The sequence below is a fragment of the Clostridium disporicum genome (genome assembly GCF_001405015.1).
GTDB classification, from domain to species: domain Bacteria; phylum Bacillota; class Clostridia; order Clostridiales; family Clostridiaceae; genus Clostridium; species Clostridium disporicum_B.
The window spans coordinates 62,998-89,529 of the sequence record NZ_CYZX01000012.1 but is presented as its reverse complement, the minus strand read 5'-3'; the positions used below and the strand labels follow the sequence as shown (position 1 = coordinate 89,529).

At 27.6% G+C, this 26,532-nt stretch carries 26 protein-coding genes; 6 read left to right on the top strand and 20 right to left on the bottom strand.

Annotated features, from left to right (window positions below; translation table 11 throughout):
* Positions 1-274: 274 nt before the first annotated feature.
* Positions 275-1,870 (bottom strand): peptide chain release factor 3, encoded by a 1,596-nt coding sequence (locus ARA56_RS09685; RefSeq protein ID WP_055266155.1) that lies wholly within the window; start codon positions 1,868-1,870, stop codon positions 275-277.
* A 509-nt stretch (positions 1,871-2,379) separates the two neighbouring features.
* Here ARA56_RS09685 and ARA56_RS09680 point away from each other — a divergent pair.
* Positions 2,380-3,186 (top strand): Cof-type HAD-IIB family hydrolase, encoded by an 807-nt coding sequence (locus ARA56_RS09680; RefSeq protein WP_055266153.1) that lies wholly within the window; start codon positions 2,380-2,382, stop codon positions 3,184-3,186.
* A gap of 90 nt (positions 3,187-3,276) precedes the next feature.
* Complete coding sequence (locus ARA56_RS09675) at positions 3,277-3,912, top strand: hypothetical protein (RefSeq protein WP_055266151.1); 636 nt, start codon at positions 3,277-3,279, stop codon at positions 3,910-3,912.
* Between the two features lie 87 nt (positions 3,913-3,999).
* Here ARA56_RS09675 and manA read toward each other — a convergent pair whose 3' ends face one another.
* The 4 genes from manA to ARA56_RS09655 all read right to left on the bottom strand — a co-directional run bounded on the left by manA (position 4,000) and on the right by ARA56_RS09655 (position 7,423).
* On the bottom strand, positions 4,000-4,935 hold the full coding sequence (gene manA / locus ARA56_RS09670; protein WP_055266149.1) for a mannose-6-phosphate isomerase, class I: 936 nt from the start codon (positions 4,933-4,935) through the stop codon (positions 4,000-4,002).
* Positions 4,936-4,982: 47 nt separating this feature from the next.
* Entirely contained in the window at positions 4,983-5,618 is a 636-nt protein-coding gene (locus ARA56_RS09665) for a YczE/YyaS/YitT family protein (RefSeq protein ID WP_055266147.1), read from the bottom strand.
* Between the two features lie 55 nt (positions 5,619-5,673).
* Complete coding sequence (locus ARA56_RS09660; protein WP_055266145.1) at positions 5,674-6,498, bottom strand: HAD-IIB family hydrolase; 825 nt, start codon at positions 6,496-6,498, stop codon at positions 5,674-5,676.
* 118 nt (positions 6,499-6,616) lie between these two features.
* Positions 6,617-7,423, bottom strand: coding sequence for an HAD-IIB family hydrolase (locus tag ARA56_RS09655; RefSeq protein ID WP_055266143.1), 807 nt, complete (start codon positions 7,421-7,423; stop codon positions 6,617-6,619).
* 167 nt (positions 7,424-7,590) lie between these two features.
* On the opposite strand from ARA56_RS09655, the gene ARA56_RS09650 reads away from it, so the two are divergent.
* The gene (locus ARA56_RS09650; protein WP_055266141.1) at positions 7,591-7,848 is read left to right on the top strand and encodes a hypothetical protein; all 258 of its coding nucleotides are present in this window, start codon (positions 7,591-7,593) and stop codon (positions 7,846-7,848) included.
* Between the two features lie 222 nt (positions 7,849-8,070).
* Positions 8,071-8,235 (top strand): hypothetical protein, encoded by a 165-nt coding sequence (locus ARA56_RS16670; protein WP_156334262.1) that lies wholly within the window; start codon positions 8,071-8,073, stop codon positions 8,233-8,235.
* Between the two features lie 90 nt (positions 8,236-8,325).
* On the opposite strand, the gene ARA56_RS09645 is transcribed toward ARA56_RS16670, so the two are convergent.
* A complete protein-coding gene (locus ARA56_RS09645; RefSeq protein WP_055266139.1) occupies positions 8,326-9,276 on the bottom strand; it encodes a metallophosphoesterase in 951 nt (316 codons plus the stop codon).
* Positions 9,277-9,452: 176 nt separating this feature from the next.
* On the opposite strand from ARA56_RS09645, the gene ARA56_RS09640 reads away from it, so the two are divergent.
* Entirely contained in the window at positions 9,453-11,177 is a 1,725-nt protein-coding gene (locus ARA56_RS09640; RefSeq protein ID WP_055266137.1) for an ABC transporter ATP-binding protein, read from the top strand.
* 678 nt (positions 11,178-11,855) lie between these two features.
* Here the strand turns inward: ARA56_RS09640 and ARA56_RS09635 are convergent.
* The 10 genes from ARA56_RS09635 to ARA56_RS09590 all read right to left on the bottom strand — a co-directional run bounded on the left by ARA56_RS09635 (position 11,856) and on the right by ARA56_RS09590 (position 19,823).
* Entirely contained in the window at positions 11,856-12,128 is a 273-nt protein-coding gene (locus ARA56_RS09635; protein ID WP_055266135.1) for a hypothetical protein, read from the bottom strand.
* Positions 12,129-12,190: 62 nt separating this feature from the next.
* On the bottom strand, positions 12,191-13,132 hold the full coding sequence (locus ARA56_RS09630; RefSeq protein ID WP_055266133.1) for a hypothetical protein: 942 nt from the start codon (positions 13,130-13,132) through the stop codon (positions 12,191-12,193).
* 33 nt (positions 13,133-13,165) lie between these two features.
* Positions 13,166-13,624 (bottom strand): lasso peptide biosynthesis B2 protein, encoded by a 459-nt coding sequence (locus tag ARA56_RS09625; RefSeq protein ID WP_055266131.1) that lies wholly within the window; start codon positions 13,622-13,624, stop codon positions 13,166-13,168.
* Positions 13,625-13,702: 78 nt separating this feature from the next.
* Positions 13,703-13,999: a lasso peptide biosynthesis PqqD family chaperone gene (locus tag ARA56_RS09620; protein WP_070205683.1), complete on the bottom strand. Its 297-nt coding sequence runs from the start codon at positions 13,997-13,999 to the stop codon at positions 13,703-13,705.
* Positions 14,000-14,023: 24 nt separating this feature from the next.
* Entirely contained in the window at positions 14,024-14,938 is a 915-nt protein-coding gene (locus ARA56_RS09615; protein WP_055266128.1) for a phosphoenolpyruvate carboxykinase (ATP), read from the bottom strand.
* Positions 14,939-15,515: 577 nt separating this feature from the next.
* Entirely contained in the window at positions 15,516-15,773 is a 258-nt protein-coding gene (locus ARA56_RS09610) for a hypothetical protein (RefSeq protein WP_055266126.1), read from the bottom strand.
* A 266-nt stretch (positions 15,774-16,039) separates the two neighbouring features.
* Entirely contained in the window at positions 16,040-16,639 is a 600-nt protein-coding gene (locus ARA56_RS09605) for a YdcF family protein (RefSeq protein WP_055266124.1), read from the bottom strand.
* Between the two features lie 183 nt (positions 16,640-16,822).
* On the bottom strand, positions 16,823-17,914 hold the full coding sequence (locus tag ARA56_RS09600; protein ID WP_055266122.1) for a nucleotidyltransferase domain-containing protein: 1,092 nt from the start codon (positions 17,912-17,914) through the stop codon (positions 16,823-16,825).
* A 24-nt stretch (positions 17,915-17,938) separates the two neighbouring features.
* On the bottom strand, positions 17,939-19,168 hold the full coding sequence (locus ARA56_RS09595) for a nucleotidyltransferase domain-containing protein (protein ID WP_055266120.1): 1,230 nt from the start codon (positions 19,166-19,168) through the stop codon (positions 17,939-17,941).
* 226 nt (positions 19,169-19,394) lie between these two features.
* Positions 19,395-19,823, bottom strand: coding sequence for a DnaB-like helicase C-terminal domain-containing protein (locus ARA56_RS09590; protein WP_278336516.1), 429 nt, complete (start codon positions 19,821-19,823; stop codon positions 19,395-19,397).
* A gap of 132 nt (positions 19,824-19,955) precedes the next feature.
* Here ARA56_RS09590 and ARA56_RS09585 point away from each other — a divergent pair, with 132 nt between their 5' ends.
* Positions 19,956-20,255: a hypothetical protein gene (locus ARA56_RS09585; protein WP_055266116.1), complete on the top strand. Its 300-nt coding sequence runs from the start codon at positions 19,956-19,958 to the stop codon at positions 20,253-20,255.
* A gap of 328 nt (positions 20,256-20,583) precedes the next feature.
* Here ARA56_RS09585 and ARA56_RS09580 read toward each other — a convergent pair whose 3' ends face one another.
* The 4 genes from ARA56_RS09580 to ARA56_RS09565 all read right to left on the bottom strand — a co-directional run bounded on the left by ARA56_RS09580 (position 20,584) and on the right by ARA56_RS09565 (position 26,525).
* On the bottom strand, positions 20,584-22,626 hold the full coding sequence (locus ARA56_RS09580; protein WP_055266114.1) for a right-handed parallel beta-helix repeat-containing protein: 2,043 nt from the start codon (positions 22,624-22,626) through the stop codon (positions 20,584-20,586).
* A 228-nt stretch (positions 22,627-22,854) separates the two neighbouring features.
* Entirely contained in the window at positions 22,855-23,940 is a 1,086-nt protein-coding gene (locus tag ARA56_RS09575; RefSeq protein WP_055266112.1) for a glycosyltransferase family 4 protein, read from the bottom strand.
* Positions 23,941-23,949: 9 nt separating this feature from the next.
* Positions 23,950-24,963, bottom strand: a complete 1,014-nt coding sequence (locus ARA56_RS09570; protein WP_055266110.1) for an acyltransferase family protein — start codon at positions 24,961-24,963, stop codon at positions 23,950-23,952.
* Between the two features lie 14 nt (positions 24,964-24,977).
* Complete coding sequence (locus ARA56_RS09565; RefSeq protein ID WP_055266108.1) at positions 24,978-26,525, bottom strand: lipopolysaccharide biosynthesis protein; 1,548 nt, start codon at positions 26,523-26,525, stop codon at positions 24,978-24,980.
* Between the last annotated feature and the right edge of the window lie 7 nt (positions 26,526-26,532).

Below are 26,532 nucleotides of genomic sequence, written 5' to 3'. Positions count from 1 at the left end.
AAGGTGATCTTTCTCCTCAGCGCTAGCTGACTATTGCTCTGCCGTAGGCACTATTGGACAGTTGCGAATCAACTCTATTCCCCTTAGCAAAGCTGACCTTTCCCCATTGTCGCTAGCCAATCTTTTCCCTTCACCGAAGGTGAACTTTCACTTGCCGAAGGCACTTTTCTCCTCACCGAAGGTGACCTTTCTCCTCAGCGCTAGCTGACTATCGCTCTGCCGTAGGCACTATTGGACAGTTGCGAAGCAACTCTATTCCCCTTAGCAAAGCTGACTAATCGTCACTCTTTCCTACACCAGAAAGCACAAGTCCTTTGTTATGGTCTAGAGCCCAGTTAATCCCCCAGTCATTTTGGAATATTAGGATGTTTCTATCCTTAAAGTCCTTAACTCTCTTAGCATCAGAAGTTAAGTTTAATTTATCTACATCAATATCTTCATTTTCAATCCATCTAACATATCTGAATGGAAGTCTTTCCATCTTAATATCAACGTTGTATTCGCTCTTAAGTCTGTATTCAAGAACTTCAAATTGTAGTACCCCTACAACCCCAACGATTATTTCTTCCATACCGATGTGGTTTTCTCTGAATACTTGGATAGCCCCTTCTTGAGCTATTTGAGTAACACCTTTAACGAATTGTTTTCTCTTCATTGTATCTACTGGTCTAACTCTTGCAAAGTGTTCAGGAGCGAAAGTTGGAATTCCTTCAAACTTGAACTTCTTTGATGGTGAACATAAAGTATCTCCTATTGAGAATATACCTGGATCAAATACCCCGATAATATCTCCAGCATATGCTTCTTCAACAATTTCTCTGTTTTCAGCCATGAATTGTTGTGGTTGAGCAAGCTTTAATTTCTTACCACCTTGCATATGGAATACATCTTCACCTTTTGTAAACTTACCTGAACATATTCTCATGAAAGCAATTCTATCTCTATGAGCCTTGTTCATGTTTGCTTGAATCTTAAATACGAAAGCAGAGAACTTATCATCAAATGGGTCAATTTCTCCAATATTTGAGTTTCTAGCAAGTGGTGATGTAGTCATTTCTAAGAAGTGCTCTAGGAATGGCTCAACACCAAAGTTAGTTAAAGCTGATCCAAAGAATACAGGAGTTAATCCACCTTCTCTAACCTTATCCATATCTAGCTCGTCTCCAGCTATATCAAGAAGTTCTATATCTTCCATTAGCTTATCGTGAAGAGCTGATCCTAATATTTCTCTGAATTTTTCATCATCTACAGAACCTTCAATAGCTTCAACTTCTGTAGAACCATGGTTTCCACCATTGAATGCTATGATTCTTTGGTTTTGTCTATCATAAACACCTTTGAATTCTTTACCTGAACCTATTGGCCAGTTCATTGGATATGTCTTAATTCCAAGTTCTGATTCAATATCCTCTAATAATTGGAATGGATCTTGAGCTTCTCTATCCATCTTATTGATGAATGTAAATATTGGCATTTCTCTTAAAGAACAAACGTGGAATAACTTTCTAGTTTGATCTTCGACCCCTTTAGCAGCGTCAACAACCATTACTGCAGAGTCAGCAGCCATAAGTGTTCTATATGTATCCTCTGAGAAGTCTTGGTGTCCTGGAGTATCAAGTATATTTATACAATGTCCAGAATAATTAAATTGCATAACAGAAGAAGTAACAGAGATACCTCTTTGCTTTTCTATTTCCATCCAGTCAGAAACAGCATGACTTGCAGCTTTTCTAGCCTTAACAGATCCAGCAAGTCTTATAGCTCCTCCGTATAATAGGAACTTTTCAGTTAATGTAGTTTTACCAGCATCAGGGTGAGAGATTATCGCAAAGGTTCTTCTCTTTTTTATCTCATTAATTAAATCAGCCAAAGTTTTATCCTCCTAAAAATATATGTAAATTTCTTATAAAAATTTCTTAAGTGAGATTCTAAATTTTAATTTAGTCAATCGAACTTACACCTACAAATTTATATGAGTAGTGTGTTTCCTAATTAAATATTATGTTTCATAACTAATAATCAAAATTTTATATTTTGTAATTGAAAGTTACATCTTCCACTATAATACAGAAGATATTTCATATTAAATAATCAAATATTACTATTTTAATTATTATATTTTTTATTATAACTTAATCATTATATACTGTTTTTATTAATATTACAAACCTAAAGAATTTTACATTTATCATAATAATATTACTTTAAATAATTATATTTTTAATTAAATTTTAACTTACCTTTATTAACATATGTTAATGATTAGTTTTCTTCATATAAAATAATTTCATCTATTAATATCTCTTTTTCATAAACTGATAATCATTAAAACTATTATATTGTAGAATAAAAGTATTAATAAATTTATGAGGGTATATGATGTTTAAACTAATAGCTATAGATATGGATGGTACTTTACTTAGAAGTGATCATACAGTATCTCAATATACAAAGGATATCTTAAAAAAATTCTCTGATAATGGTACTAGAATTGTAATTTCAACTGGTCGTCCTTTAAATGCAGTAATTCACTATATAAATGATATAGGTATTTTTTCAGATGATGATTTTGTAATTTGCAACAACGGTGCTTCTATATATTCTATAAAAGACTTCTCACCTATTTATTCAAACTATATGGATACAAATATATGTAAAGAAATATTTGATTTAGGCAAATCATTTAATGTTGCTATAGAAGCTTTTAGTCATGATTTTTCTATTGCCTCTGAAAAGCATAATGATTTTGATAATGGTGATAATAACGATTTACCTTTAAAAGTCCACTATGTAGATACTTCTAATGATTTAGATAGTTTTGATAATTTATTTAAAATAATGTTTGTAGCTGATGAAGATAAGATTGATGAAATTATTCCTCTTATTCCTTCACAGTATTTAGAAAATTATAATGCAATTCACTCACTACCTAAAATATTTGAGTTCTTAAATAAGGACTGTGGAAAAGGATTTGCAATATCTAATCTTTGCAAAATACTTAATATAAATATAAATGATGTAGTTTCATTTGGCGATGCCCCTAATGACGTAGATATGATAAAAATGTGCGGTACAGGAGTAGCCATGGGTAATGCTTATGATGAAATAAAAGAAATTGCTAATTTCATTACTAAAAATAACGATGAAGATGGAGTAGCTTATTTCTTAGAACAATATCTTACATAATTCTCTTATTCTTTAAAATATAAAGAGGATTTCACCATATTTATGTAGAATTGTATATTTGCATAAATATAATAAAGGAAGGCATAGATAATGAACTTAAATTCAAAAAAAACACAAAATATAATAATAGTAGTCTTAATATTGGCATTAATCTTAACTTTTTCTATAGATGCCATTCAAGCTAGTATTGATAGAAATGAATCAGCATCAATTAAAGAACGACCTCCTATCAAGAATACTCTTAAAGATTATGTTATAGAGAAAGAAGAAGACCCACTTTATGAAATCGAAATAGATACGGAAATTGAATCAGAAGAAGAAGTTAATGATGAAATTATAGATACTTCTGAGGACTATGTAACACCAGATGAAGGTTATAATGATAATTACGAAGATGATTACGATAATACTTATGAAGAAGGTTATAACGGCAACATAAATAATAGTTCTGGCAATGGAAATACTGGAAATGGTAATCAGGGTTCTGAAACACCTGCTCCACCGATTGTAACTCCACCAACTGATCCAGCTCCTGATGAGCCTGTAGACATCCCTACAGAAAAACCTCAAGAGCCTGAAGCTCCTAAACCTGAAGAACCAGTTATTCCTGAGGTTCCAGAGACTCCTGAAACTACACCAGAAGACGTACCATCTGATGATTCTGAATCTGTACCAAATCCAGAGGATTTTTCTGATTCTGAACTAAATTCTAATTCAGATACATAATCTACTCATAATTCAGATGTTCTGTAGTATTAATAACAAAAAAATGGAATTCAAATACGAATTCCATTTTTTATATGGTAATTATAATTAATTTGGATAGCTCTTTAATACTTCAACTTTACCTTTTACAGTGTATTTTCCTAAAGCAGCTGGAATTAAGAAGCTATCTCCTTTTTTAATTTTTTCAGAGAAGTTTTCACCTTCAATTACTCCTGAACCTTCAACACAAGTTAAGATAAAGAATTTCTCTTTATTGCTCTCATCAGACCACTCAGTAGATATATCAAACTTTTCAACTCCAAAGTACTCGCTATCACAGAATTCAACCTTCTTGAATCCATCAAATTCTTGTACTTCATTATTTGAAAGGTTTATTGCTTCTAAATCAAAGTCTATTACATCTAATGATTTTTCTACGTGAATTTCTCTTGGTCTTCCGTAGTCGTAAACTCTATAAGTAATATCTGAGTTTTGTTGAATTTCTGCAATTACTAACCCTTCACAGATAGCATGCACAAGTCCACTATTTATTAAGAAGAAATCTCCTTTTTTAACTTCAATTATATTAAGGTAATCTTCGCTTCTACCTTCTTCAATTGCTTTAGCAAAAGTTGCTTTATCACAATTCTTTGTTCCTACTATTAACTTTGCACCTGGTTTTGCATCAACAACATACCAGCTTTCAGTTTTTCCTAAAGAATTTTCATGAGTTTTTGCATACTCATCTCCTGGATGAACTTGAACTGATAGCTTTTCTTTTGAGTTTATTAACTTAACTAATAGTGGGAACTTTTCTGTACTTACCTTTGTTCCTACTAAATCATGTCCAAACTCTTCTATTATTTCTAAGAAAGTCTTCCCTTTTAACTCTCCATTAGCTACTACTCCAGTTCCATTTTCATGACAACTTACATCCCAAGTTTCACCGATTTCTCCTTCTGGTAAGTTGTCTCTAAAGTTCTCGAAGTCTCTTCCTCCCCAAATCTTTTCAAAATATATGTTTTCAAATCTAATTGGATACATATATAAACACCCCTTTTACTATAGTAATTTAAAGTTTTCTTTACAAATTAGCTCGCAAGCTTTTCTTCATTTATTACAATTTCTTCTTTACCTACAAAAATATTTTCTATAGGCTTTTGAACTATATTTATCATAGGTCCTAGCAATACAGTTGCTAATATAGTTCCTATTCCTATTGGTCCTTTTACAATTAATGCAAGGACTATACATATAAAATCTACTATTAACTTTATAGTTCCTAGCTTTATCTTATATGTTTCAGAAAGTGTAAGTACTAGATAATCTATTGCATTTGGTGGCAATTTAGCTAGTAAATATATTGATATTCCAATTGCAAGAATTACAATTGCTAATAAAAATACTAAATACTTAGAAACTAAACTATTGATAACTATTGGTTCTGTTATCTTAATCCATATTTCAATAAATACTCCAACTATATATGCAGTTATAAAACTAAATATATTAGGAATCTTTTTATTTACTATAGATGCAATTATAAGCGCTATTAAAGAGCTCACTGCAACCCAAAAGCTTAGGTTCCCTCCAAACTTTGACTGTAAACCAAAATTTATTGAGTCAAATGACCCATTTCCGATATCAGCCTTTGCAATTAACGCTACGCCTAACGTTAAAATAATTATGCCTAGTAAAAATGTTGCGTATCTTTTTATTTTTTTCATTTGTCCATCCCCTTATAATAATTCACCCACATACATAATACTATTTAAAGGGGTATTATATCAATATATATTTGTCTATACACTGAGCTACAGTTTCAACTACATGAGTAGTTTTTTTCTGTAAACCTTCTTCTGCATAAGTAAATGTAAATGAATTTTTAGTAACTTGGAACATTGAATCGTCATTCCAAGAATCACCTATAGTATATACATTGTCCATATTTAAATTTGCAATTTCACCAACTCTCTTAACTCCATATCCTTTAGAGCAACCTTTTGGAACTATATCTAAAAATATTGTATTTCTATAACATTCAACATAATCACCGTAATTATCATTTATATAATCGGCAATTTCCTGAATCTTCTCTATTGGATATCCTTTCAAATTAGCAGCCATCAACGTAAATGTTTCATTTTTAGCATTTTGTATATCATCAAGGTTTCTTACATAAGTTCTTTCATCTTTATACTTTAAACCATATGTAAAGTTTTTAATTATAATTCTAATTTTTATTTTTAATTTTGTTAATTTTGAAACTATAAAATAAGACTTAAATCCTGTTTGAATAGACACCATATCAGTATATTTCTTCAAATAAGATATTATCTCTTTAATCGCTTTATAATCTAAGTTGCTTATATGAATTATATCAGCATTACCATCAAGAATTAACGCTCCATTATTTAATATGAAATAATCTGGTTTTATATCCATATCCTTAATTACTGATTCTATTTCATTATAAGCTCTTCCTGTTGAAAGAGAAAAAATCCCCCCATGTGTTTTAAACTTTTTTAAAGCTTCTTTATTTTCATCAGATACCTTTCCTTTAAATAAAAGCGTACCATCAAGGTCACTTGCCAACATTTTTCTCATAAATTTAATCCTCATCCCTTGCATTTTTTAATTTAAACATTAGTATTAATAATTTTTATATATTATTTTAATATCATCCTAATTTAGTATAATTTATTATCTTAAATATGTTTATAATTTATTTTAAAATATATTTATCAATGCACTCTGCTACTGTTTCAACTATGTAATTTGTCTTTTCTTTCAATTCTTCTTCTGCATAAGTAAATGTAAAAGATTTATCTGTTATTTCAAACATAGAATCATCATTCCATGAATCACCTATAACGTAAACATCCTTAATATCAATATTTTCTTCATCGCTTACCCATTTAACTCCAGAACCTTTTGAACATCCTGCAGGTACAATATCAATAAATCTTGTATTTCTATATGCAATAACATAATTTCCATAGTTATCATTTACATAATCACAAGCAGTTTGAACTTCATTAATATCTACTCTTGGTAAAAATAATGATATTGCAGCAATCTTTTCTTTATCTTCTTCAGAAACTTCATCTAGTTTATCAATTAACTCTAAATTTTTAAAAGTAGAATCTATATCAGATATAAAAGCTGCTTCAGCACCTTTGCTCTTTAAATCTATTGGATAAGTTCTAAAGCCAGTCTCTACAGAAATTACAACTTCATCATTGTCCATATCATTAAATATATTTTTTACTACATTAAAAGGAATAAATTCTCTATGAACTATTTCCTCACCACCTGTAATAATTAATGCTCCATTATTTAAAATTAAATAATCCGGCTCAACTCTTAATTCTTCTATAACCTTTTCAACGCCATTGTAAGGTCTTCCAGTTGAGATAGCAAAAACTCCTCCTGCTTCTTTAAATCTTCTAATAGCATCCTTATTCTCTTCTGAAATCTTATTATCAAATATCAAAGTTTTATCAAGGTCACTAGCTAATAATATTCTCATAAAATCACCTCGCTTAACATTATACCATATTTATTTTCTCCAATTGCCATGAATTAAATCTTATCACTTAGCAATACTAAGTTTATAGGATACTTAATATTAAGTTAATTAATATTAGTAAATCTTATATAAATTTAACTTAAAAAATTCAGTTAGGAGGGATTTTTATGAGTTCTAAGATAACAAAAGAAAATGCTGAAATTGAAAAATCTTATGATAAAAACCGAGACTATCTTCCAAGAGCAAGAACTTGGTACAAACCTGAAGAACATGAATTAGTTAGTAAAGCTCCTGATGGAAGTGAAACAAAACTACCTAATCCATTAAAAGATCCAATAGTATGTAACAACATAGCTTGTCCAGAATTTGACTATACAGAAGGACCTTATTTAGATGATGAATTAGATTTAAATCCAAGACAATAATTTTCCAGAACAATATGTTATAGATGATAAGTGACAGATTGCAAACTTCAGATGCCTAATGGCAAATGACAAATTTATAATAAAACATAGTAAATGCTAAGTAACAAATTAAAAATGACAATATGCTAGTTACAAATTTCAAATGATAAGTTAAGAATAACAGATGACAGATTACAAACTATAATTGGTAATCGTCAGATTAAAAATATGGAGGTGTCTCTATTGGCAAAATCAAATAATAAACAAAATAGAACTGATGGAACTATAACATCTGCTGGAATTAAATTTCCTACTTCTATGAGCAATGTAAACAACCCAACATCTGCTTATAGTTATACTGATGAAAAGAAAATAGAAGAGCATGCTAAGCAAAATAAAAGATTTTAATTAATTCAAATAATAAATATCTTCTCTAATTATAAAAAAAGCAAATGGCAAGTTAAAGATTATTTATATCTTTGACTTGCCATTTTACTTTTATTCTTTATCATAATTTTTTATTAATGTAATCAAGTTAATTTCAGGCCTGTTAAAAAATCTAAATCGCATAAATTCATAGGTTCCTCCTGCTCCTAATCCCCTTGTTACATATTGTCTTATTCCCCCTACTTCTGTTAGCCCACTTACTCTATCTTGTGATGGAAAATATGCTGCTTTATTTATATCTGGTATAAACAACGCTCCTATCCCTGGTATTCTCCACTGTCCACCATGATAATGTGCTGCCAATACCAGTTCGTATTGTGATAAGTGTTGCCTATAGTTCTCATCATCAAATACACTTTCCATTGGATAATGAGTTACAGCTATGTTTATAGCATTATTATCATATTCATTATTAGTTATTACATCTAATTGTTCCTTATACAAAAGCTCTGATACCCAAAGAGAACTATCTCCTCTTTTTATTTCATATGCTTCATTTAGAAGTTTAACTCCTAAACTTTTAAGTCTCTCCCCTGCTTCACTTAAAGTTTTTTCATTATTATATACTCTTCTATGTCTTCCATTAAAGTCACTACTTAAAAAATTAGTAAAACCAATATCATTTTCAAAAGGAAATGGTCCATGATTTCCAGGTGTATAAAAAACATACTCCTTATTATTAATCCCTTCTAATAATGTAATAAAAATCTCATATCCTTCTTCATCATTATCTTGCATATCACCACAAATAGCTATCATATCAAAATTCTGTTCATTAATTATATTTATAAGATCTTCTTGATTTTCTCCAAAGCTTTTACTATGAAGATCTGCTAATTGTAAAATAGTAAATCCATCAAATTCTTCTGGTAAGTTCTCTATTTTAATCTCTTCTGTAACAACACTTATTTGATTATTATTATAAATATTATAAATAATAATTCCTGCAGTAAGTGCAACTATTGATATTAAAACAATAACTTTAATTCTTACTTTAATCATCTCCTTATTTTCTTAATCTTTATATAAAATTGTTGTTTTCATAGTTTCCCTTGAAGAACTCACTTCTTTATGATACCATATTATTACATATTTTAAATATTTTTCTAAATAGTTTTGTGAAATTCAATATATATTCATTAACTACAGAAAAATTTCATAAAAACGGAGGCATATTGATGGAAAACTTAAAAAAGCTTAAACCGACAAAAGAACTTTGGATAAAAATTAAATGGATACTTTCTCACGCAAAACCTGTAATACCTTATTTAATATTTTCAATAATAGTTAATGCTATCTTTGCAATTATAGGAATATATAATGTAGTTGTTTCAAAATCACTTATAGATTCAGCTATTGGCGGAAATAGTCAAGAAGTTATTAAATGGTTAGTTATTATGGTTTGTATAAGTTTATTTTCAATGTTATCAAGTCCAGTAACATCATTTATGAGTACTCATTCATCTATGAAGTTAAACCAAGGTATACAAAGAAAAATATATAAACATATAGAATATTCAGATTGGCTTGAACAAAGTAAATTTCACTCTGTTAGCTTACTTACAAGAGTAACATCTGATGTAGGAAATATTAGTTCTGCATTGCTTGGGACAATCCCTAGTCTTGTATCCTTAACTATAACCTTAGTTGGATCTTTTTATACACTTATTAATTGGGCTCCATCCATAGCATTAGCTGCAGTATTTATCGGACCATTCTTAATATTAATAGGTAGAATTTTTAGTAGTAAGCTAAAAGCTCTTTATAAAGAATCACAAGAAATAGATGTTAAATACAGATCATTTATGCAAGAATCAATACAAAACATTATGATTGTAAAAACCTTCTGTATGGAAAATATAAACCTTAACAAATTAATAGGAATACAAAATGAAAAATATAAAATAGGTATGAAAAATACTAAACTTTCAGTTATGACTTCAATGTCAATGAGCTTCTGCTCATCATTAGCTTACTTCACAATCTTTGGATGGGGAGTTTTAAATATAGCTAAAGGGGTAACTACCTACGGTACATTTACAGGTATGCTTCAATTATACAATAAGGTACAATCTCCATTCTCATCATTAGCTAGTATGATACCTGGACTAATATCAACTATTGCAGCTACTGAAAGACTTATGGAAATAGAAGCTATTCCACTTGAAAAAGTATCAAAAATTAACGCTTCAAATGAATTTTCTAATCCTGATATTATATTTGAGAATGTTTCTTTTGGGTATAAAGAAAATACTACTATAATAAATGATATAAACTTGACTATAGAATCAGGAGAAACAATAGCCTTTGTAGGTCCATCAGGTGAAGGAAAAACAACAATTATAAGAATGATATTAGCACTTATTAGCCCAACAAGTGGTAAAGTTTTACTTACTGAAGGAGATATCAGTAAAGAACTTACTAGAGATTACAGAGAGTTGATTTCTTATGTTCCTCAAGGTAATACCTTATTCTCAGGAACTATTGAAGACAACCTTAGATATGGTAATCCAGATGCAACAATTGATGAAATGAGACAAGCTTTAAAAAATGCTTGTGTACTAGACTTTATTGATGAGCTTGAAGATGGACTTCAAACACTTGTTGGTGAGAGAGGCATTGGTGTATCAGAAGGACAAGCTCAAAGAATTGCTATAGCAAGGTCATTCTTAAGAAAGAGACCAATATTAATATTAGATGAAGCCACATCAGCTCTAGACCCTGAAACAGAAGTAAGCGTACTAAAATCAATAAGGTCACTAGAAGATAAGCCAACCTGCATAATAATAACTCATAGACCTTCAGCTCTTAATATATGTAATAGAATTATTAAGCTCAAAAAAGGATACATCAATGAAGTCAGCAGAGAAAGTATTTTAGAAGTTGCAAGTGAAATGGTCTAATCATAAAAGTAATAATTTCTATAAAATAATAAAAGGCCAATAAATATCTTTAATGTAAAGTTAAACTATTTATCGGCTTTTTCATATTCTAATTTACAACTAATTTTACATATGGAAATTTTCTTGGCCCACTGGGTAATTAAATACTAACATTTTAAAACATATATAGTGTTTTTATCAATTACATAAAACTCTTCCATATCTATTTGTTCTTTTGAATATTTATATAAAATAGGTTTATTCAATTTATCTCATAGCTTTATTAACCCTTCTTTTAGCATAACATCAAACTAATTTTTATAGTTATTTATATTAATATCTTTAACAGACACAATCCTGCTACCATAGTTTTCAAATACATATTTTGTAGCTAATTCACATAATTTTATTAAATGAAAAATATATCAACTCCATATTCTTTAAAACAGTAAATGTCACTATTTTCTTTAGTAGAGTTATTATATATATTCGTGTTATACATTAAATATTAATTTATAAAATAAAAATCTCTGAAATTTCAGAGATTCTTTTAAAACAATTCTAATATCTTCTTTAAACTATAGATATTACATAATTTAAAAGTCAAAATTTTTATACTTTCTACTATAAAAAATACATCTAAAATCATAGCTGACAAAGCTATTAATCTAAGATGTATTACACTATTTTAGCTTCTAATTATGATGGATTTGATACCTTTGTTCCACAGCAACAATTTGATTTGTGAGCTTGTCCTGCCCACTCATGATTTCCTCCTGTTGGGCAGTTGCTACCACTTTGGAAATGTCCTTGTTGTAAGCTGGTACAGTTATTTCGATGCCAAAGATTATCTCTATGACAATAATGCTCATTGTTTGGTGTTCTATAAATAGTTGCACCACAATCACATACACCTTCTTTAGTATTTTCTACTCCTAAAATCATTAACTTTGGATTATTCCATTTTTTCATTATTATTACCTCCATAAATTCAATAATTTTTATATCAATTATAAGTACTTAAAGTTTAATACTTATAATGAAATACATTTACTATATTCTTTAAATAATTTTTCTTTTATGATTTCTATTTGTTCATTAACTATGAATTTATCTTTTGGTCTAATCATTCTATATACATTAATATCTTTAGTTACCTTTAAGCATTTTTTTAAATATTCTCTATCTAAACCTGCTAATTGATTTACATATCCTCTATATATATTTTTCATTATAGTATTCATCTTTTCTGAGCCTCTAAGTTCTTTTATTTCAACGTCTTCAACATCTCCTACCATAATTTCAAATATTGCTGATAATTTTATAGGTTTATTTATAAAATCTGATTTTGATGGAATTGCATATTTATCTCTTCCTTCATCTATTCTTATAAAATTCCCTGTATCATATCCAAGCTTTCTTACTGCATCTCCGCATAGCTTTTGTTGTGGATATGCTGGATAAACCATAATTTCATCCTTTATATCTATAGCTGAAACATCATCTGCTACAAGCTTTGCTCCATTTAGTCTTAATGCTGAAGTTAATGTAGATTTACCTGCTCCAGTGTCCCCTGTGCAGATTATAGCTTTATCATTAAATACTACTGCTCCTCCATGAATCGCCACAATATTTTTTTGTATTAGCAACAATCCAAAGGCACTTCCAAGTATATATGTTTTTATATAATGATCTTCAATATCTCTATATGGCTCAACTACTATCTCTTGTCCATTTCTTATATAATATGTTGCAATACCCTTAATATAGAACCACATTTCATTTTTTCTAAAACCTTCTAGTATTCCTTGATTCTTTGCAGTATTTATACTTTCCGGCATCTTATCAATATATATAGTTACATCTATATTAGCTTTATTTTCATCATTTAAAATAACGAGTTCTTGTATTTTAATTTCTGACTCTATATTTAATCCATAAACTTTGTAATAATATTTCATTTTATTCTCTTCCATATAAACTCTCTTTATATTTTCATAATTTAATTACTAATTAGCAAACTTAGCTACAACAGCATATCCATCTTTGTTAGTTCCGCCAGTTACATAATATTCTCCACACCTTAGCCATGCGTGCGCCAGCATATTGTTATTCCTATCTTTTTTTACACCCAGGTAAAGTGTTGTAGATATTTCTTTTTCTTTTAATAACTTTTGAGCAGTGAGTGCTTGCACCAAGCATTTACTCTCCCATGGCGTATGTCTTGAAACTATACTTACAATCTCTGATACATCTACTGCTTCTTTATATATATTTTTATCTACTTCTTCTGGTGATTCTTCCTTGACCTTCCCCATACGCTTTCTAAGCTTATTAAAAGGAACAAAAAGAATAAATGCTCTGGCACAACCTGTATATATAAAAGCCTTACCATATTCAATTTTCAATTTACTATCTAAATTTATAAATGTCCTGCACTTTTTTAATAATATTTTTACTTTATTCATATGTTTTCTCCATATATTTACAAATTTTATATGTAGAAAATCAACTGTATTAACAACGTTGATTCCATTATTTAAACATTAACTCACTTTTATTAAATCAGCCTCATTTAAACTTTTTAAGAATTCTAAAACCTTGTCAGTGCATGTTTGTTCATCAACATCATATTCTTCACGTAGTTTTTCAACTATTCCCTTAACGTGTATTGGAGTTTCGATAATTTCCCATATTCTACTTCCTACTTCATTCATCATAAAATATTGTCCTTTATCAAGGTTCATCATTACCTTTTCTCCATCAAGATCTGTATCATCAATATCAAAATTTTTACTTATTTTAGTTTCTAATTCTATTTCCTTTACTAATTTAAAATTCATATCTAATCCATCCTCTCATATTAATTAAATTGCTTTTTCTTCTATATTAATAAAAGTATCTTCAATAAGATTTATTTGTTCATTTACTGTAAAACCTTCTTTAGGTCTTGTAACCTTATAACATGTTATATTTTTTGCAATATCAATGCATTTTTTTATAAATACAGGAGTCATACCTCCCATAAATCCTAAAAATTCTTGCCTATATACATTCTTCATTATTAATATTAACTTTTCTTGACCTATTACTTTATCTATAGTTACCTTATCAACATCTCCTACCTCTAGCTTAACTATTGATGTTAACGGAGCTGATTTATCATAAAAACTATCAAAAGCTGGAACTACATATTTTACCTTATCTTCTCCATTGATTGTTGATAACCCTTCTCTCTTATATCCAAGACTATCCATAGCATCATCACATAACTTTTGATATGGAAAACCTGGATACACATAAGGTACTTTATCAAAATAAGTAGCAGCTACATCATCAGAAATAAATTGATATCCCTTATTTCTTAAAGCTGTTGTTAAAGTTGATTTACCTGCACCTCTATCCCCTGTAAATATTACAGCATTACCGTCAATGTTTATAACTCCTCCATGAATCGCTACTTGTTCTCTTTGAAGCATTATAAAACCTAAACAGCTACACATTAAATAAACTCTAAGTAATGTTTCATCTGGATTTTCACAAGGCTCAACTAATATAGTTTTACCATCAGTTATGTAATAGGTAGCAATATTATCTATATGGAACCATATTTTTGTCTTAGAATAAAAACTTCGTATTCCTTCACATATCATATCCTTAATATCCTGAGATGTTTGTCCTAAAACAATATTTATGTCATTATTTTCATCTTCATTTTTCATAAACTCTTTAATTTCAATATCTGATTTAATCTTTAATCCGTAAACTATATAATTGTACATAGTACCCCTCACTTAAATTAAATATACCTTTGTTATATATATCATTTTTTCAAATATCAATATGCCATTTAAAGTGGTAAATTGATATTTAATATAACCAAGTTTTAAGGAATGTTTGTATTGGATTCCCCTCCTCTAATCCAGCTATTGATTGTACTGGTTTAACTAATGGTTTGTCTTGACATGGATTTTCTGGTTTATGATGATATCACTTCCATGTTTCTTTTCTTCTATTGCCGTTGCTAATACTTTTCCTTCTTCAGTATTATTTAATTATGGATTATTCCAATTCTTTTTCATCTTAAATTTTCTAACTCTCTAATCTTATTTTCTTTTAACACTTTATTATATTCTTGTTTTTCATATTATGTAAAATAATGTTTATACTTTAATTTCTCTTCAATCAAAACCCCTTTAAAGATCTATAAAAAATTATTTATTAATTTTACTCTTTACCATTTAATGATTTGTAACAACAATATTTCACATATTTAAATATAAAGAATAACACCTGTCAATATATTGTTGACAGGCTAAGTTTTAAATAATTAACCTTAAATTTACAATTTTAAATCAATTATGATGGATTTGTTGGTGGACAAACCTTAACTGGAGGGCATGGCCAACATATTCTTTTTATTCCGTAATTAGGGTGTTCGCATCCTTTTAAATCATTATTCCAATGAGTACATCCTAACTTACCATCTCCCCAAATAATTTCTGGAAGTAAAGTTGATGGTGTAGCATTTACTTCATTTTCATAAGGACATCCCTCGCTACTAGTACATCTTAATGATAAATTCTTTAATTCTGGATTATTCCAATTCTTTTTCATTATTATTCCCTCCTATCTATAAACAAAATTTTTTTAAAACCACCCCATACTCTAATTTTGGTACCGTAAAGTAGTTAGTAAGTTTTAATTCCGTTGATCAACCGGTATTTATATTTTACCATAATTTGTAAATACTTTCTTGTATTTTTATATCATAAATTCCTTTTTATTTCTACATATATTCACATTTATTCATTTCTTATAGATTTTAAAACTTAATATTTTTTATATTTTTTAAATATAATTAATTCTTCTATTAAAGCTTCTTATATATAACCTTTTGTCCAATATCCCATAAGTTTTAAATACTCACTTATAAGAATCAATATACTATTTCCACTTGTCCACCATTTTGTTGTAAACTTTTCTTCTGTTGCGTGAGCAATCATAACTTTAACCTGTTGTCCATCTATTGAAGTATTTTTTAAGACTTTTTCCATAGCTAATTTTGATCTTCTTGAATGGTATTCTGAAGTAACTACTATTATTGATTTAAAGTTATTTTCTTCTATAATTTCCTTAGTAAATTCAGCATTTTCATGTGTTGTTGATGCTTTGTCATCTATTAGTATCTTTTCTTTTGGAACCCCTAGTTTAATGGCATGATTTTTCATAAGCTCTGCCATAGTTACATCATCATAAACTATTCCGCCTGATAATATTAAGTAATCTCCTAATCCTTCTTTTAAAAGTTCAACACCTTTCTCTGTTCTTGGACCATTATCTCCACTAAATACTACTATTGCATCTGCTTTATGCAATTCATCATTTACTATAAGAAAATTTCCTAAATTAGCAACTAATATAATAGCTATTAAAACTATCATTGCTAAAATAATTATTTTTTTATTTTTACTTATCTTCATTATATTTCTCCTAGTCCTAATATTATTTATTATTTTTATAACAGGAAAAGCTACAAAAAATCGCAGCTTTTTTACCAATTTTATACTCTTTTAATTGTAGCAAAGCACACTATCCTAGTCACTGCTTAGCAGTCTTCTGGATTCGACATAGTCTACTTTTGATCTGTGAATATTTATTCACACCTATATTTCCATCCATTCTAATAGTTTTTCTCTAGTTACTGGGGAATTTAATTCGTTTATCCACTCTTTAGTTTTATTTATTGTTTTCATTACATACTTTATAATTAAATTATTGCTTTCTTCTATCTCTTTATCTGTGCAAACCATAGCTGCTATTTCTTCCTTACTTTCTTTATTAAAACTATCATTAAATATTTCATTTATTAACGCATCAACATATTTTTTATTATTTATCTTTTTAATATCAAAGTCTTTTGGAATATCTACTTTAAGAAGCTTGTTACATAATATAAATATTATTAAACTAGATTTTTCTGCTCCATACATTCCAGCTTTCATTAAAAAGCTATCCCAATTTACTAATTTACCTTTAATTTGCACTAACATGGCTAAATCACATAGTTCTTTAAAATCATTTGTGCCCTTATATATATTATCTTCTATCTGCATACATAGTCTTACAGCAAAATCTTCATAATCTAAAGAAAGTACTTCAGTTTGTCCTAATTCTAATTTTATAGCTCTTTTCCATACCGTTCTTTCATATATGATTAATTCTTTATTTTCGTCATTTTTATTGCATAAATGATAATAAATAATTAATTCACTTTCTTTATCGTCAATAAAAGTAATTTTATATTCATCTTTATTTTCTTCTAATATTTTATAATTTGATGCAAACAACAATGCTTTAACACTTTCAGTATCTTCCTCTTGGATTAGCAGTTCAATCTTATTACATTCTCTCATTTCTGGATAATAATATAATTCTTTAGTAGCTAGATTTCCTAAAACAATAAATGAAATCTCATTATTATTAAAAGCTTTTGATATTTTATCTAGTTGTACTATAACTTTCTTTTGGTCTTCCTCAATTAGATTTACCTTTATTTTTAATCTATTTAGTATCTCTTCTGATACTATTGTTGTCAAATCATTATTTTTTATATTTTCGTATACTATTCCTTCTACTTTATACCTCTCTATTAACTCTAATACTTGTTCCCATTTAATATCTGTATATATACTAGGTTTTTCTTCTTTAAGTGAATCTGAAAGTATCCTTACAAACTGATTTTGTATATCTTCCATTATTAACCTCTCATTCACTAAATTTTATAATTCTAATTCTTTTAGTAATTTATTCCTCTTATTAGCTACAGATACAGTTGATGTAGCCATCTTCATCTTACTGCTAAAATTATAGTCCTTATTTAAAATACCCTCTATTAAGTGATGTATCCAAGCTATTGGAGCTAAAAGTATAAATTTCTTTGCGTAGTTATATTTATCGCTCATTTGTCTTATTGGTGGAAATAATAATTTCATGAACTTTTTAATTATGCTTACACTTCCATCTGCTGCACCTTCTCCCTGATCAAATGCAAATTCTGCTGCAAAAACTCTATCATTGCTCTTCTTACCATGAACTCCACTATCAAATATATCTTGTATAAGCTGTTCAATATATTTATTTTTTATATTCTTTTCACCTTTTATCTCTTTAGGCATTTCCATATCAAATAGCCTGTTACATATATTAAAAATAGCTATAGCAAAAGTATATACTCCACATTCCTTTGATTTATTTAAGAATGCTTTCCAATCTATCAAGTGACCTTTTTTCTCAACTAATACTACTAAATCTGTTAATTGTCTTACTCCAAATCCACTATAAGCAAGGTGAACTGCCATATGTGTACATAAATGAACTGCTAAATCTTCTAATGAAAGTGATTTAGTTTTTACTCCACCAACAGTAACATCCATAGCATCATCCCATAGTTTGTCTTCGAATGACTTATCGCCTTTGAAGAACCTATCATTTATTAAAGTCCAATGAACTTCAAACACAGTACTACCTTTATAAAAAACTATATGTGCGCCATGATCATCCTTTTCCTTAATTTGATTAAAGCCCAAAGAAATCATAAGAGCGCTTACTTTTTCTAAATCCTCTTCATGAACAAGTACATCTGCATCACACATAGTTCTAAGGTCAGGTATTGGATAATAATCTCTAACCACTAACCCCTTTAAAACTATTATAGGAATTCCTGCATTATTAAACCTTTCTAGAACTGAAGCTACATTTTTTATATGTGATGACTGTGTAATACTAGATTTAAATACATTCTTTTTTAATGTATTTAATGTACTTTCATCCATTATATTTAATGCTTCTGCTCTATTTATGCTTGAATATATAAGCGGTGTTACTTTATGAGCTTCTGATTCTTCTAATACTTCATTCCAATTTATCTTTTCATCACTTCTAAACTTAACATTTTTCTTTCTAATTGCCGCACTTAACATGTATATGATTTGTTTTTGTGTATTATTCATACTTTCCCCCCCATACCATACATAACTCTTATTTACATATTATACCAGTTTTTTTATTCATTTACATTGTTTTCAATAAGTCATATTTCTACATTTTTTATTTATAAGCTTATAACTCTTTCAATTAAATTTTTAGTTACTAAATACTGATATAAAAAAAGATTTGGATATATAATTACCATACCCAAATCTAACAACTTCCTAATTTTCTTTCTATTTAATATCATTAAAAATTACTTACCATTGAACATTTACCTTCCCACTTCAACGCACTAGTTCCTATTTCCCCGTGTCTATTTTTCATTATAATAGCATTTATGCAGTTAGGATTTTTATCCGCATCCATTGAATAATAATCTATCTTACCTTTTTTAAGCATAAAATCTCTATAAGCTTTATCATCAAGCTTTAAATCTCTATATAATCCAATGACTTGGTCACTATCTTGTTCAATCCTAACACTGTCTTGAATATCACTTGTACTTAATCTATCTAGAAGTATTTCCCCACTTTTTTTATCTACACCTCTATTGGCTTGAGCTACTAATACTACACAAATGTCTTCCTCTAAAGCTAAATCCTTAAACTTCCCAGTTATTCTTCCAATCCTGTTTGTCATCAATTCTCTATCATCATAATTTACATATTTATTAATATAATCAACAAATTCGTCTAAACATGTAATTGATATTCACTAAATCCCACAGTAACATTAGATAACATTTCCTCATATTATGTATTAAAAAAATTATATTTGATAAATAAAAAAACTAAGGAGGAACCCGTTATGTCTCTATACAAAGTTACAACAACCTTTGCACTTATTACGGACAAACCTAAATTAATCTCTAAACCATTAGGTATACTAATTAAAGACGACATAATTGAAGTAATAAAATTTTATAATAATTGGGCTTACTTTAAATATAATGATCAGGATTCATATACTCATTCATATAACTTGGCAGAGCTTACTAAAGAAAACTATTTAAAAGATTATGAAAATAATGAAGATGATGAGTTTTGCGGTTTAACTCCTTCAATGATTTCTAAGGATATAAGTTTTGATGATAATAAAAAGGAGTAAATAAAAAACACTGCATATTATTGCAATGTTTTCTTTTAAAATTTATTTTATTCTTTTTAATGTGCTCTTCTTCTAATGAATCACTTAATCTATTTTTTCTTACTTAATTAAACGTAGATTTTATAAAATCTATTTTATCATCTTAAGAACGATTTCTGTAGATACGGTAAGATTCTAAAAAATACAAAACTCTTACTATTAATTTAATAAATATATTCTTTGGATAATAGTTGTTTTTAGGCCGTAATTTAATATTATCTTTTATTCCTATTTCCCTCCATTATCCCTCTTCCCTTATTAATATAATTTTATCTTAATTAGTAATAACTTAATTTGGCAAAATTATAGTTCTATTAATTAAGCTTGTATCAAAACTATTGTTTTCAAAATTACTTGTCCCATAAACATTAGTAAAGAAATCTATCTTTTCATCATTTCCTTTATAACTATCATTAAATTTAATAGTAGAGTTTTTCATCACAAAATTACCATAATTTAATCCAACAAATGGAGTTGCTGATAAATTCATATTACAATTATTATAAGTTGCATCTACTCCTTGGCTTTCTATAAATGGAATATTAGTTGTATATTCTGTTGTTATTTCACAATTATTTAATGTATACTTTCCACTCCATATCTTACAGAAGCTCTTATCACTATTGTATATTTTACAGTTAGTAAGAACAGTATCTTTAATTGTCGGACTTCCACTCATAAATTCACAATTATTCATTTCAAAATTAGTGTAATATCTTATTCGACTATTATCTCCATTGTTTTCTCCACCTATAATGCAATTTAAAAACCTTTCATCTTTATACTCATAATCATATAAACTATATCTTACAGTTGAATCTTCATAATAATTTCCTTCTGCATTAACTCCAATAACCATAATGCTATTTTTTACAATATTATTTTTAAACTCTGATTTACTCAAAGTAGATGTTCTGTTTCCACCGGCTGCATTATAGCCCTCTATTTCATTATTATAAATTTTAAAATACCCTTCTTTATTATCAGTATTTAGAGCAAAAAGTGTACCTTTAAAGGTTTTATCTAACCATTCTTCATCACTATAAACAAATTTATTATCATGGATATCCATATTATATCCATAAGTTGAACCTATTCCTCCTGTGAAATTTGAGTTTTTAATCTCTATATCCCATCCATTATAATTAATTATGTCCCATTTTTTATTATCATAAAAATTACTTTCTTCAATAACGACATTTTTAACATAATCATAATGTTCTATATCTATTCCACATTGCGGGTCTGTTCCATTTATTCTTCCTATATTACAACCTTTAATTAAATAATTTTCTCCTGTAGCAACAAAAGATATACCTTGTCTCCTTGCATTTTCTAAGGTACAGTCTATAATATTTAAATTATCAACTGTTACATTTATAGGTGGAGCTATAGTCCCTATACAATCTCCTATGGTATTTTTTATCGTTACACCATTTATTTCAATGTTGTTTGAATCAGTAATAGTTATACCTGTACCAAATTCATGGGTAGGATATATATCTTCTGTAGTCATATAGTATTTTGCATCTAATCTCGTTTCATCTTTAAAAGCAACCTTAATTTTAGATGTATTAGGTAACAATATTGTCCTTGATAAAAATCCATTCCCTCCTTCTGCCATACCTAAATACTTTTCATTCTCATCATAACAATAAATATATCTAACGCCTCCATCAACAGTATTTCTAGTTGTATTTTCTAATACTGATAATACAAAGTTCTCTGGAAAACTCTGTCCATTAAAATTATCAATAAAATCTTTTGTTCTAACTTTCGTATCATCATCAATTGGAAGTCCTGTATTATCATCAATGCTTCCTGATTCTAATTCATTACCATCATTATTTATTCTCATTCCATAATTATGTTCTTCCCTATCTCCTAATATAGTTCCTCCAGTAACTTTACTATTATCACAGTTACTTATAGTGAAAATAGAATAATACGGATCATCTGTTGGAATCATTTCTAATATTACATCTGTTAATATTAGTTCTATATCACTTTGCATAACAATACCTTGTCTGCTATGTGTCCATTCATTTTCTCCATCTGATAAAACTATTGAATTTATAACCGAAGTATCTATTGCATAATGACCTTCTGGTAATTTTACTGTTTCATATCCTTCGTTTTTAGCATATTCTAATGCTTTATTTATTCCTTCTGTAGTTTGCGTAGCATTAGAATTATTATTTTCAATCCCAAATCTATCAAGTTCTATTATATAATCAACATTTTCACTTGCAAAATTAACCTTACTCTTAGCCCACAATGCTGCTATTACTATAATTCCTATTATTAATATATATCTTTTTTTTATTCTCAAAACCTTCACTCCTTAATTAACAAATAAATTAATAAAAGCTATTCTAACTTTTATTTTTGAATAGCTTTCTAGTAATAATATTCCATTTTAATTTTGTTTGATTTCAATAATACTCTTTCTAATTTTCAAAGTAAACAAAACAAATTTATATCCTAAATTAATATTATATGATGCTGCTATACATAATCATATAAATCTAATTATCATTATATTATCCACTCCAATATTCTAAAATAATACTTCTTCAAATAAACCATTCCACTCTTTAGCTATATTTTCTATATAAAACCTCTTTACTTGTTTCTTAGCCTCTCTCCCATACTTTTTTCTAATATCTATATCCATAATTACCTGTTCCAATTCTTCTATAAATTTGTTAAGATCATCATTTTTTATAATAATCCCATCAACATTATTTGTTATTATTTCTTTTGGTCCAGATGTGTCAAAACTAACTGAAGGCAAACCACATTCCATTGCTTCTAATAATACTAATGAAAATGCTTCATTTCTAGATGGTAACACGTATATACCTGATTTTAAAAACTCTTGTTTTATATCATTTGTAAAAGGCAAAATTCTTATTTTATCTTCTAAGTTGTAATCTTTTATCTTTTTCTGTAATAATTCTTTCTGTTGTCCTTCTCCAAATATATCTAAAACCCAATCGCTATATTTTTTTGAAATTACACTAAATATATCTATTATTCTGTCAAATCCTTTTTCATGTGATAGTCTTCCAGCTGTTATAATTCTTTTATTTTCACAATTCGATATTTCATTACTTTTAAATGATATTGGATTATTAATTACCTTTACATTTTTTAAATATCGTCCATATAACTCTTTTTGTTCATTAGTTAACACTATGAATTTATCTAATTTTCTATAATAAAGCGCTCTAATTAGTCTAGTTAATCTTCCAGCTTGATAATATTCTGAGTGTTCACTTCCTATTATTTTTCCTTTAATATCCTTCTTATTTAATATACAAATCATATTAGTATTAAAATGAGTTCCTATTATAAAATCATACTGTATATTACCTAAATATTCTTTTAGTTGTTTTCCATATTTATAAGAATTTATCAATTGGCTAAATCTATCTTTTTCTTCTAAATAATCCATATTCAGATATATTCTATTTACTTTTTCTGTTAGTTTTCTGTTCATTATATCTTTTTCCTTTCCAAATAAAGATATAACGTCAACCTGATAATTTAACTTATTAATAAAATAATTAGATAAACTTGTTATAACTGACTCAATTCCGCCTATCTGGTCTATATTAATAGTAAAAAATGCAATTTTCATAATAAATTCCTATCGTCCTCCAGTTAAAATATAATATATTTTTTGTGAATATCTTTTCAATATTATTCCTGTAATAATACATATACTTATAGTTATAATCGGTATAATTATATATAAAATAATTTCAGTTAAATTCGACCTACTCATAAACTTAAAAATAATTCTATACAAAAAACTTTGAAGTGGTTCATGAAAAAAGTATACAAATATCCCATACTCTGAAAATCTAAATATATTACTTTCATTTTTGTTTAATAAATCATATCCAAACCATATACTTAATATCCCAATAATTCTTATTATATTTAATATTATTTCTGAAACATTAACCATTGTAACTGGAATTAAACTTCTAATTAAACACATTAAAAGAAATTCTATCATAATAAATATTGTTATACTTTTTTTTACTTTAAAATCTAATTTAGAATAGTATATAGCTAAGTAGCATCCTAAAGAGAAAAATGTTACTGGAAATTTAACAATATTAATAAACCATAATACTATTATTATTGGAGCATATATTTTCCCTATTAATTTAATTATATAATAAATAACTGGTGATATTATAACTAATTTTATTAAATCTGATATATACCATAATTGAAAGGGAATTGGATATTTAAATGTATAGTCAAATAATTGCTTCAAAGTAAATTTACTCACAATCATATTACTAAAAAAAGTTTGTCCAAACGGAGTTAACTGAACTAAATATAAAACTACCATCCATCCTACACACCATATCACAAATGGAATCATTAATGATTTAAATCTTTTCTTATATTTATTAATCCATTCCTGTAATGTTGGGTTAAACTTATAAAAGAATAGATATCCTGATATCATGAAAAACATAGGCACCGCTATCGTACATATTCCATATGAAATAACATTTTGAATAAGAAAGTTTATTGATAAAACAGTTTCTGAATCTTCTAAATTATATGCATGTAAAATTACAACTAAAAAAGTCAAAACTAATGATATATTTTTTATTTTATTACTTAAATACCTATCCATTTTCTAAATAACCTCTATACATTATTTGATACAGTGTTAAATTTACTTTTTGCTTTTATTATAATTGGATTTATTATTCCTAATAAGTATTTAAATTCTTCTGTCTTATAAAAAACAGCTAAATAAATACTATTAGGAATTATTACACATATCATTCCCCTAATAACTAAAGTTAAAAAAGTTATTTGACTAAATAATGAAGCAAAGTAACTTGTAAAAATTCCCGTTGCTAAAGTTAGCAAAGCGTAAACCACATATCTATGCATATATTCTTTAAAATCCTTATTAAATATATATTTATAAACTAATCTTGGTCTATTCCAAAGTGGAATTGCTATCGAGCTTATAGTAGTTCCAATAAATACTCCTGCTAATCCTAAATATTTAACTAATATTAATGATGCTCCTAAGTTAATTATTGATTCAATAATTGGGATATACTTATCTTGAGTAAAAATTCCACCTTTGTTTTTGAATATTGCTATACTTCCCCTTAATCCCTTAATATAAAAATTTATTAATACCACTATAAAAGTTAGCCTATCTAATAATAATCCCTTGCCAAAGTACCAAGTAATGAATGGTTCAACTAAATTATATAGAAATATTACAGCAAATGAGTAAACCCAGAAATTAACTAAGTATGCCACTTTAAATACTATATAACTTTTGTCTGAATCTTCACTAGCAATTAGATTCCCAACGCTATCTCCAATAGAATTAATAATAGGATTCACCAAATTACCTAACTGATCTATTATCATTGTATAATTTGAATATAATCCTACAGTTTTAATGCTTATTAATGAAGAAATTAGTATATTATCAGTACCATATACACAGTACCCCCCTATATTATGCCAAAATAAAGCCTTTACATTTGTAACTAAGTTATCTTCAATATCTTTATCAACCTTATATTTTTTCTTTGTATTTATATACGGATATCTTTTAACAACAATTCTTCCATTATAAATATTTTGTATTGTAAAAATTAATATATCAATAACTAAAAATAATATATAATTGTTAGTACTTTTTAATACTACTATTTTTGTAATTGTTGTTACTATATTAAATATTATACTAACACGAGCTAATAAATATCCTTTTTGGTCAGCATTTATTAAAGACCATTTATGTGCATTAAAATAACTAATAACATTTCTTGCCACAAATATAAAATATACAAGTGGAACATACGATAAGTTCTCTCCATCTTTAATAAATGCTCCTAAAAATGGATATAAACATAAACTTAATGCCATAACTCCTATGGCTATATAAAAATACAACTTTTTATATAATTGTACTAATGCTATAACTTTTTCTTCATCTCTATCCGCCAATGGTTTATATAGATTATAAACTATACTTGTTCCTATTCCACCTTCTACTAATCCTAACAATGACAAAACATTTGTCAGAAAGCCATTTAGACCTAAATACTCAGTTCCTAAACTATTAATAAAAACTTTTCTAGATACAAATCCTAAAAGCACTGTTACAATTTGAGCAAGTATGCTTATTAACATATTTATCATTGAATTTTTTGTTCTCATAATTAAT

Bases quoted from the DNA above. Each gene is read 5' to 3' on its own strand.
- ARA56_RS09615 (WP_055266128.1), bottom strand. From the start codon at position 14,938: ATGTACAATTATATAGTTTACGGATTAAAGATTAAATCAGATATTGAA.
- ARA56_RS09570 (WP_055266110.1), bottom strand. From the start codon at position 24,963: ATGGATAGGTATTTAAGTAATAAAATAAAAAATATATCATTAGTTTTG.
- ARA56_RS09680 (WP_055266153.1), top strand. From the start codon at position 2,380: ATGTTTAAACTAATAGCTATAGATATGGATGGTACTTTACTTAGAAGT.
- ARA56_RS09660 (WP_055266145.1), bottom strand. From the start codon at position 6,498: ATGAGAAAAATGTTGGCAAGTGACCTTGATGGTACGCTTTTATTTAAA.
- ARA56_RS09605 (WP_055266124.1), bottom strand. From the start codon at position 16,639: ATGAAGATAAGTAAAAATAAAAAAATAATTATTTTAGCAATGATAGTT.
- ARA56_RS09610 (WP_055266126.1), bottom strand. From the start codon at position 15,773: ATGAAAAAGAATTGGAATAATCCAGAATTAAAGAATTTATCATTAAGA.
- ARA56_RS09640 (WP_055266137.1), top strand. From the start codon at position 9,453: ATGGAAAACTTAAAAAAGCTTAAACCGACAAAAGAACTTTGGATAAAA.
- ARA56_RS09650 (WP_055266141.1), top strand. From the start codon at position 7,591: ATGAGTTCTAAGATAACAAAAGAAAATGCTGAAATTGAAAAATCTTAT.
- ARA56_RS09565 (WP_055266108.1), bottom strand. From the start codon at position 26,525: ATGAGAACAAAAAATTCAATGATAAATATGTTAATAAGCATACTTGCT.
- ARA56_RS09595 (WP_055266120.1), bottom strand. From the start codon at position 19,168: ATGAATAATACACAAAAACAAATCATATACATGTTAAGTGCGGCAATT.
- ARA56_RS09625 (WP_055266131.1), bottom strand. From the start codon at position 13,624: ATGAATAAAGTAAAAATATTATTAAAAAAGTGCAGGACATTTATAAAT.
- ARA56_RS09645 (WP_055266139.1), bottom strand. From the start codon at position 9,276: ATGATTAAAGTAAGAATTAAAGTTATTGTTTTAATATCAATAGTTGCA.
- ARA56_RS09635 (WP_055266135.1), bottom strand. From the start codon at position 12,128: ATGAAAAAATGGAATAATCCAAAGTTAATGATTTTAGGAGTAGAAAAT.
- ARA56_RS09585 (WP_055266116.1), top strand. From the start codon at position 19,956: ATGTCTCTATACAAAGTTACAACAACCTTTGCACTTATTACGGACAAA.
- ARA56_RS09575 (WP_055266112.1), bottom strand. From the start codon at position 23,940: ATGAAAATTGCATTTTTTACTATTAATATAGACCAGATAGGCGGAATT.
- ARA56_RS09630 (WP_055266133.1), bottom strand. From the start codon at position 13,132: ATGGAAGAGAATAAAATGAAATATTATTACAAAGTTTATGGATTAAAT.
- ARA56_RS09675 (WP_055266151.1), top strand. From the start codon at position 3,277: ATGAACTTAAATTCAAAAAAAACACAAAATATAATAATAGTAGTCTTA.
- ARA56_RS09620 (WP_070205683.1), bottom strand. From the start codon at position 13,999: ATGAATTTTAAATTAGTAAAGGAAATAGAATTAGAAACTAAAATAAGT.
- manA (WP_055266149.1), bottom strand. From the start codon at position 4,935: ATGTATCCAATTAGATTTGAAAACATATATTTTGAAAAGATTTGGGGA.
- ARA56_RS09665 (WP_055266147.1), bottom strand. From the start codon at position 5,618: ATGAAAAAAATAAAAAGATACGCAACATTTTTACTAGGCATAATTATT.
- ARA56_RS09655 (WP_055266143.1), bottom strand. From the start codon at position 7,423: ATGAGAATATTATTAGCTAGTGACCTTGATAAAACTTTGATATTTGAT.
- ARA56_RS09600 (WP_055266122.1), bottom strand. From the start codon at position 17,914: ATGGAAGATATACAAAATCAGTTTGTAAGGATACTTTCAGATTCACTT.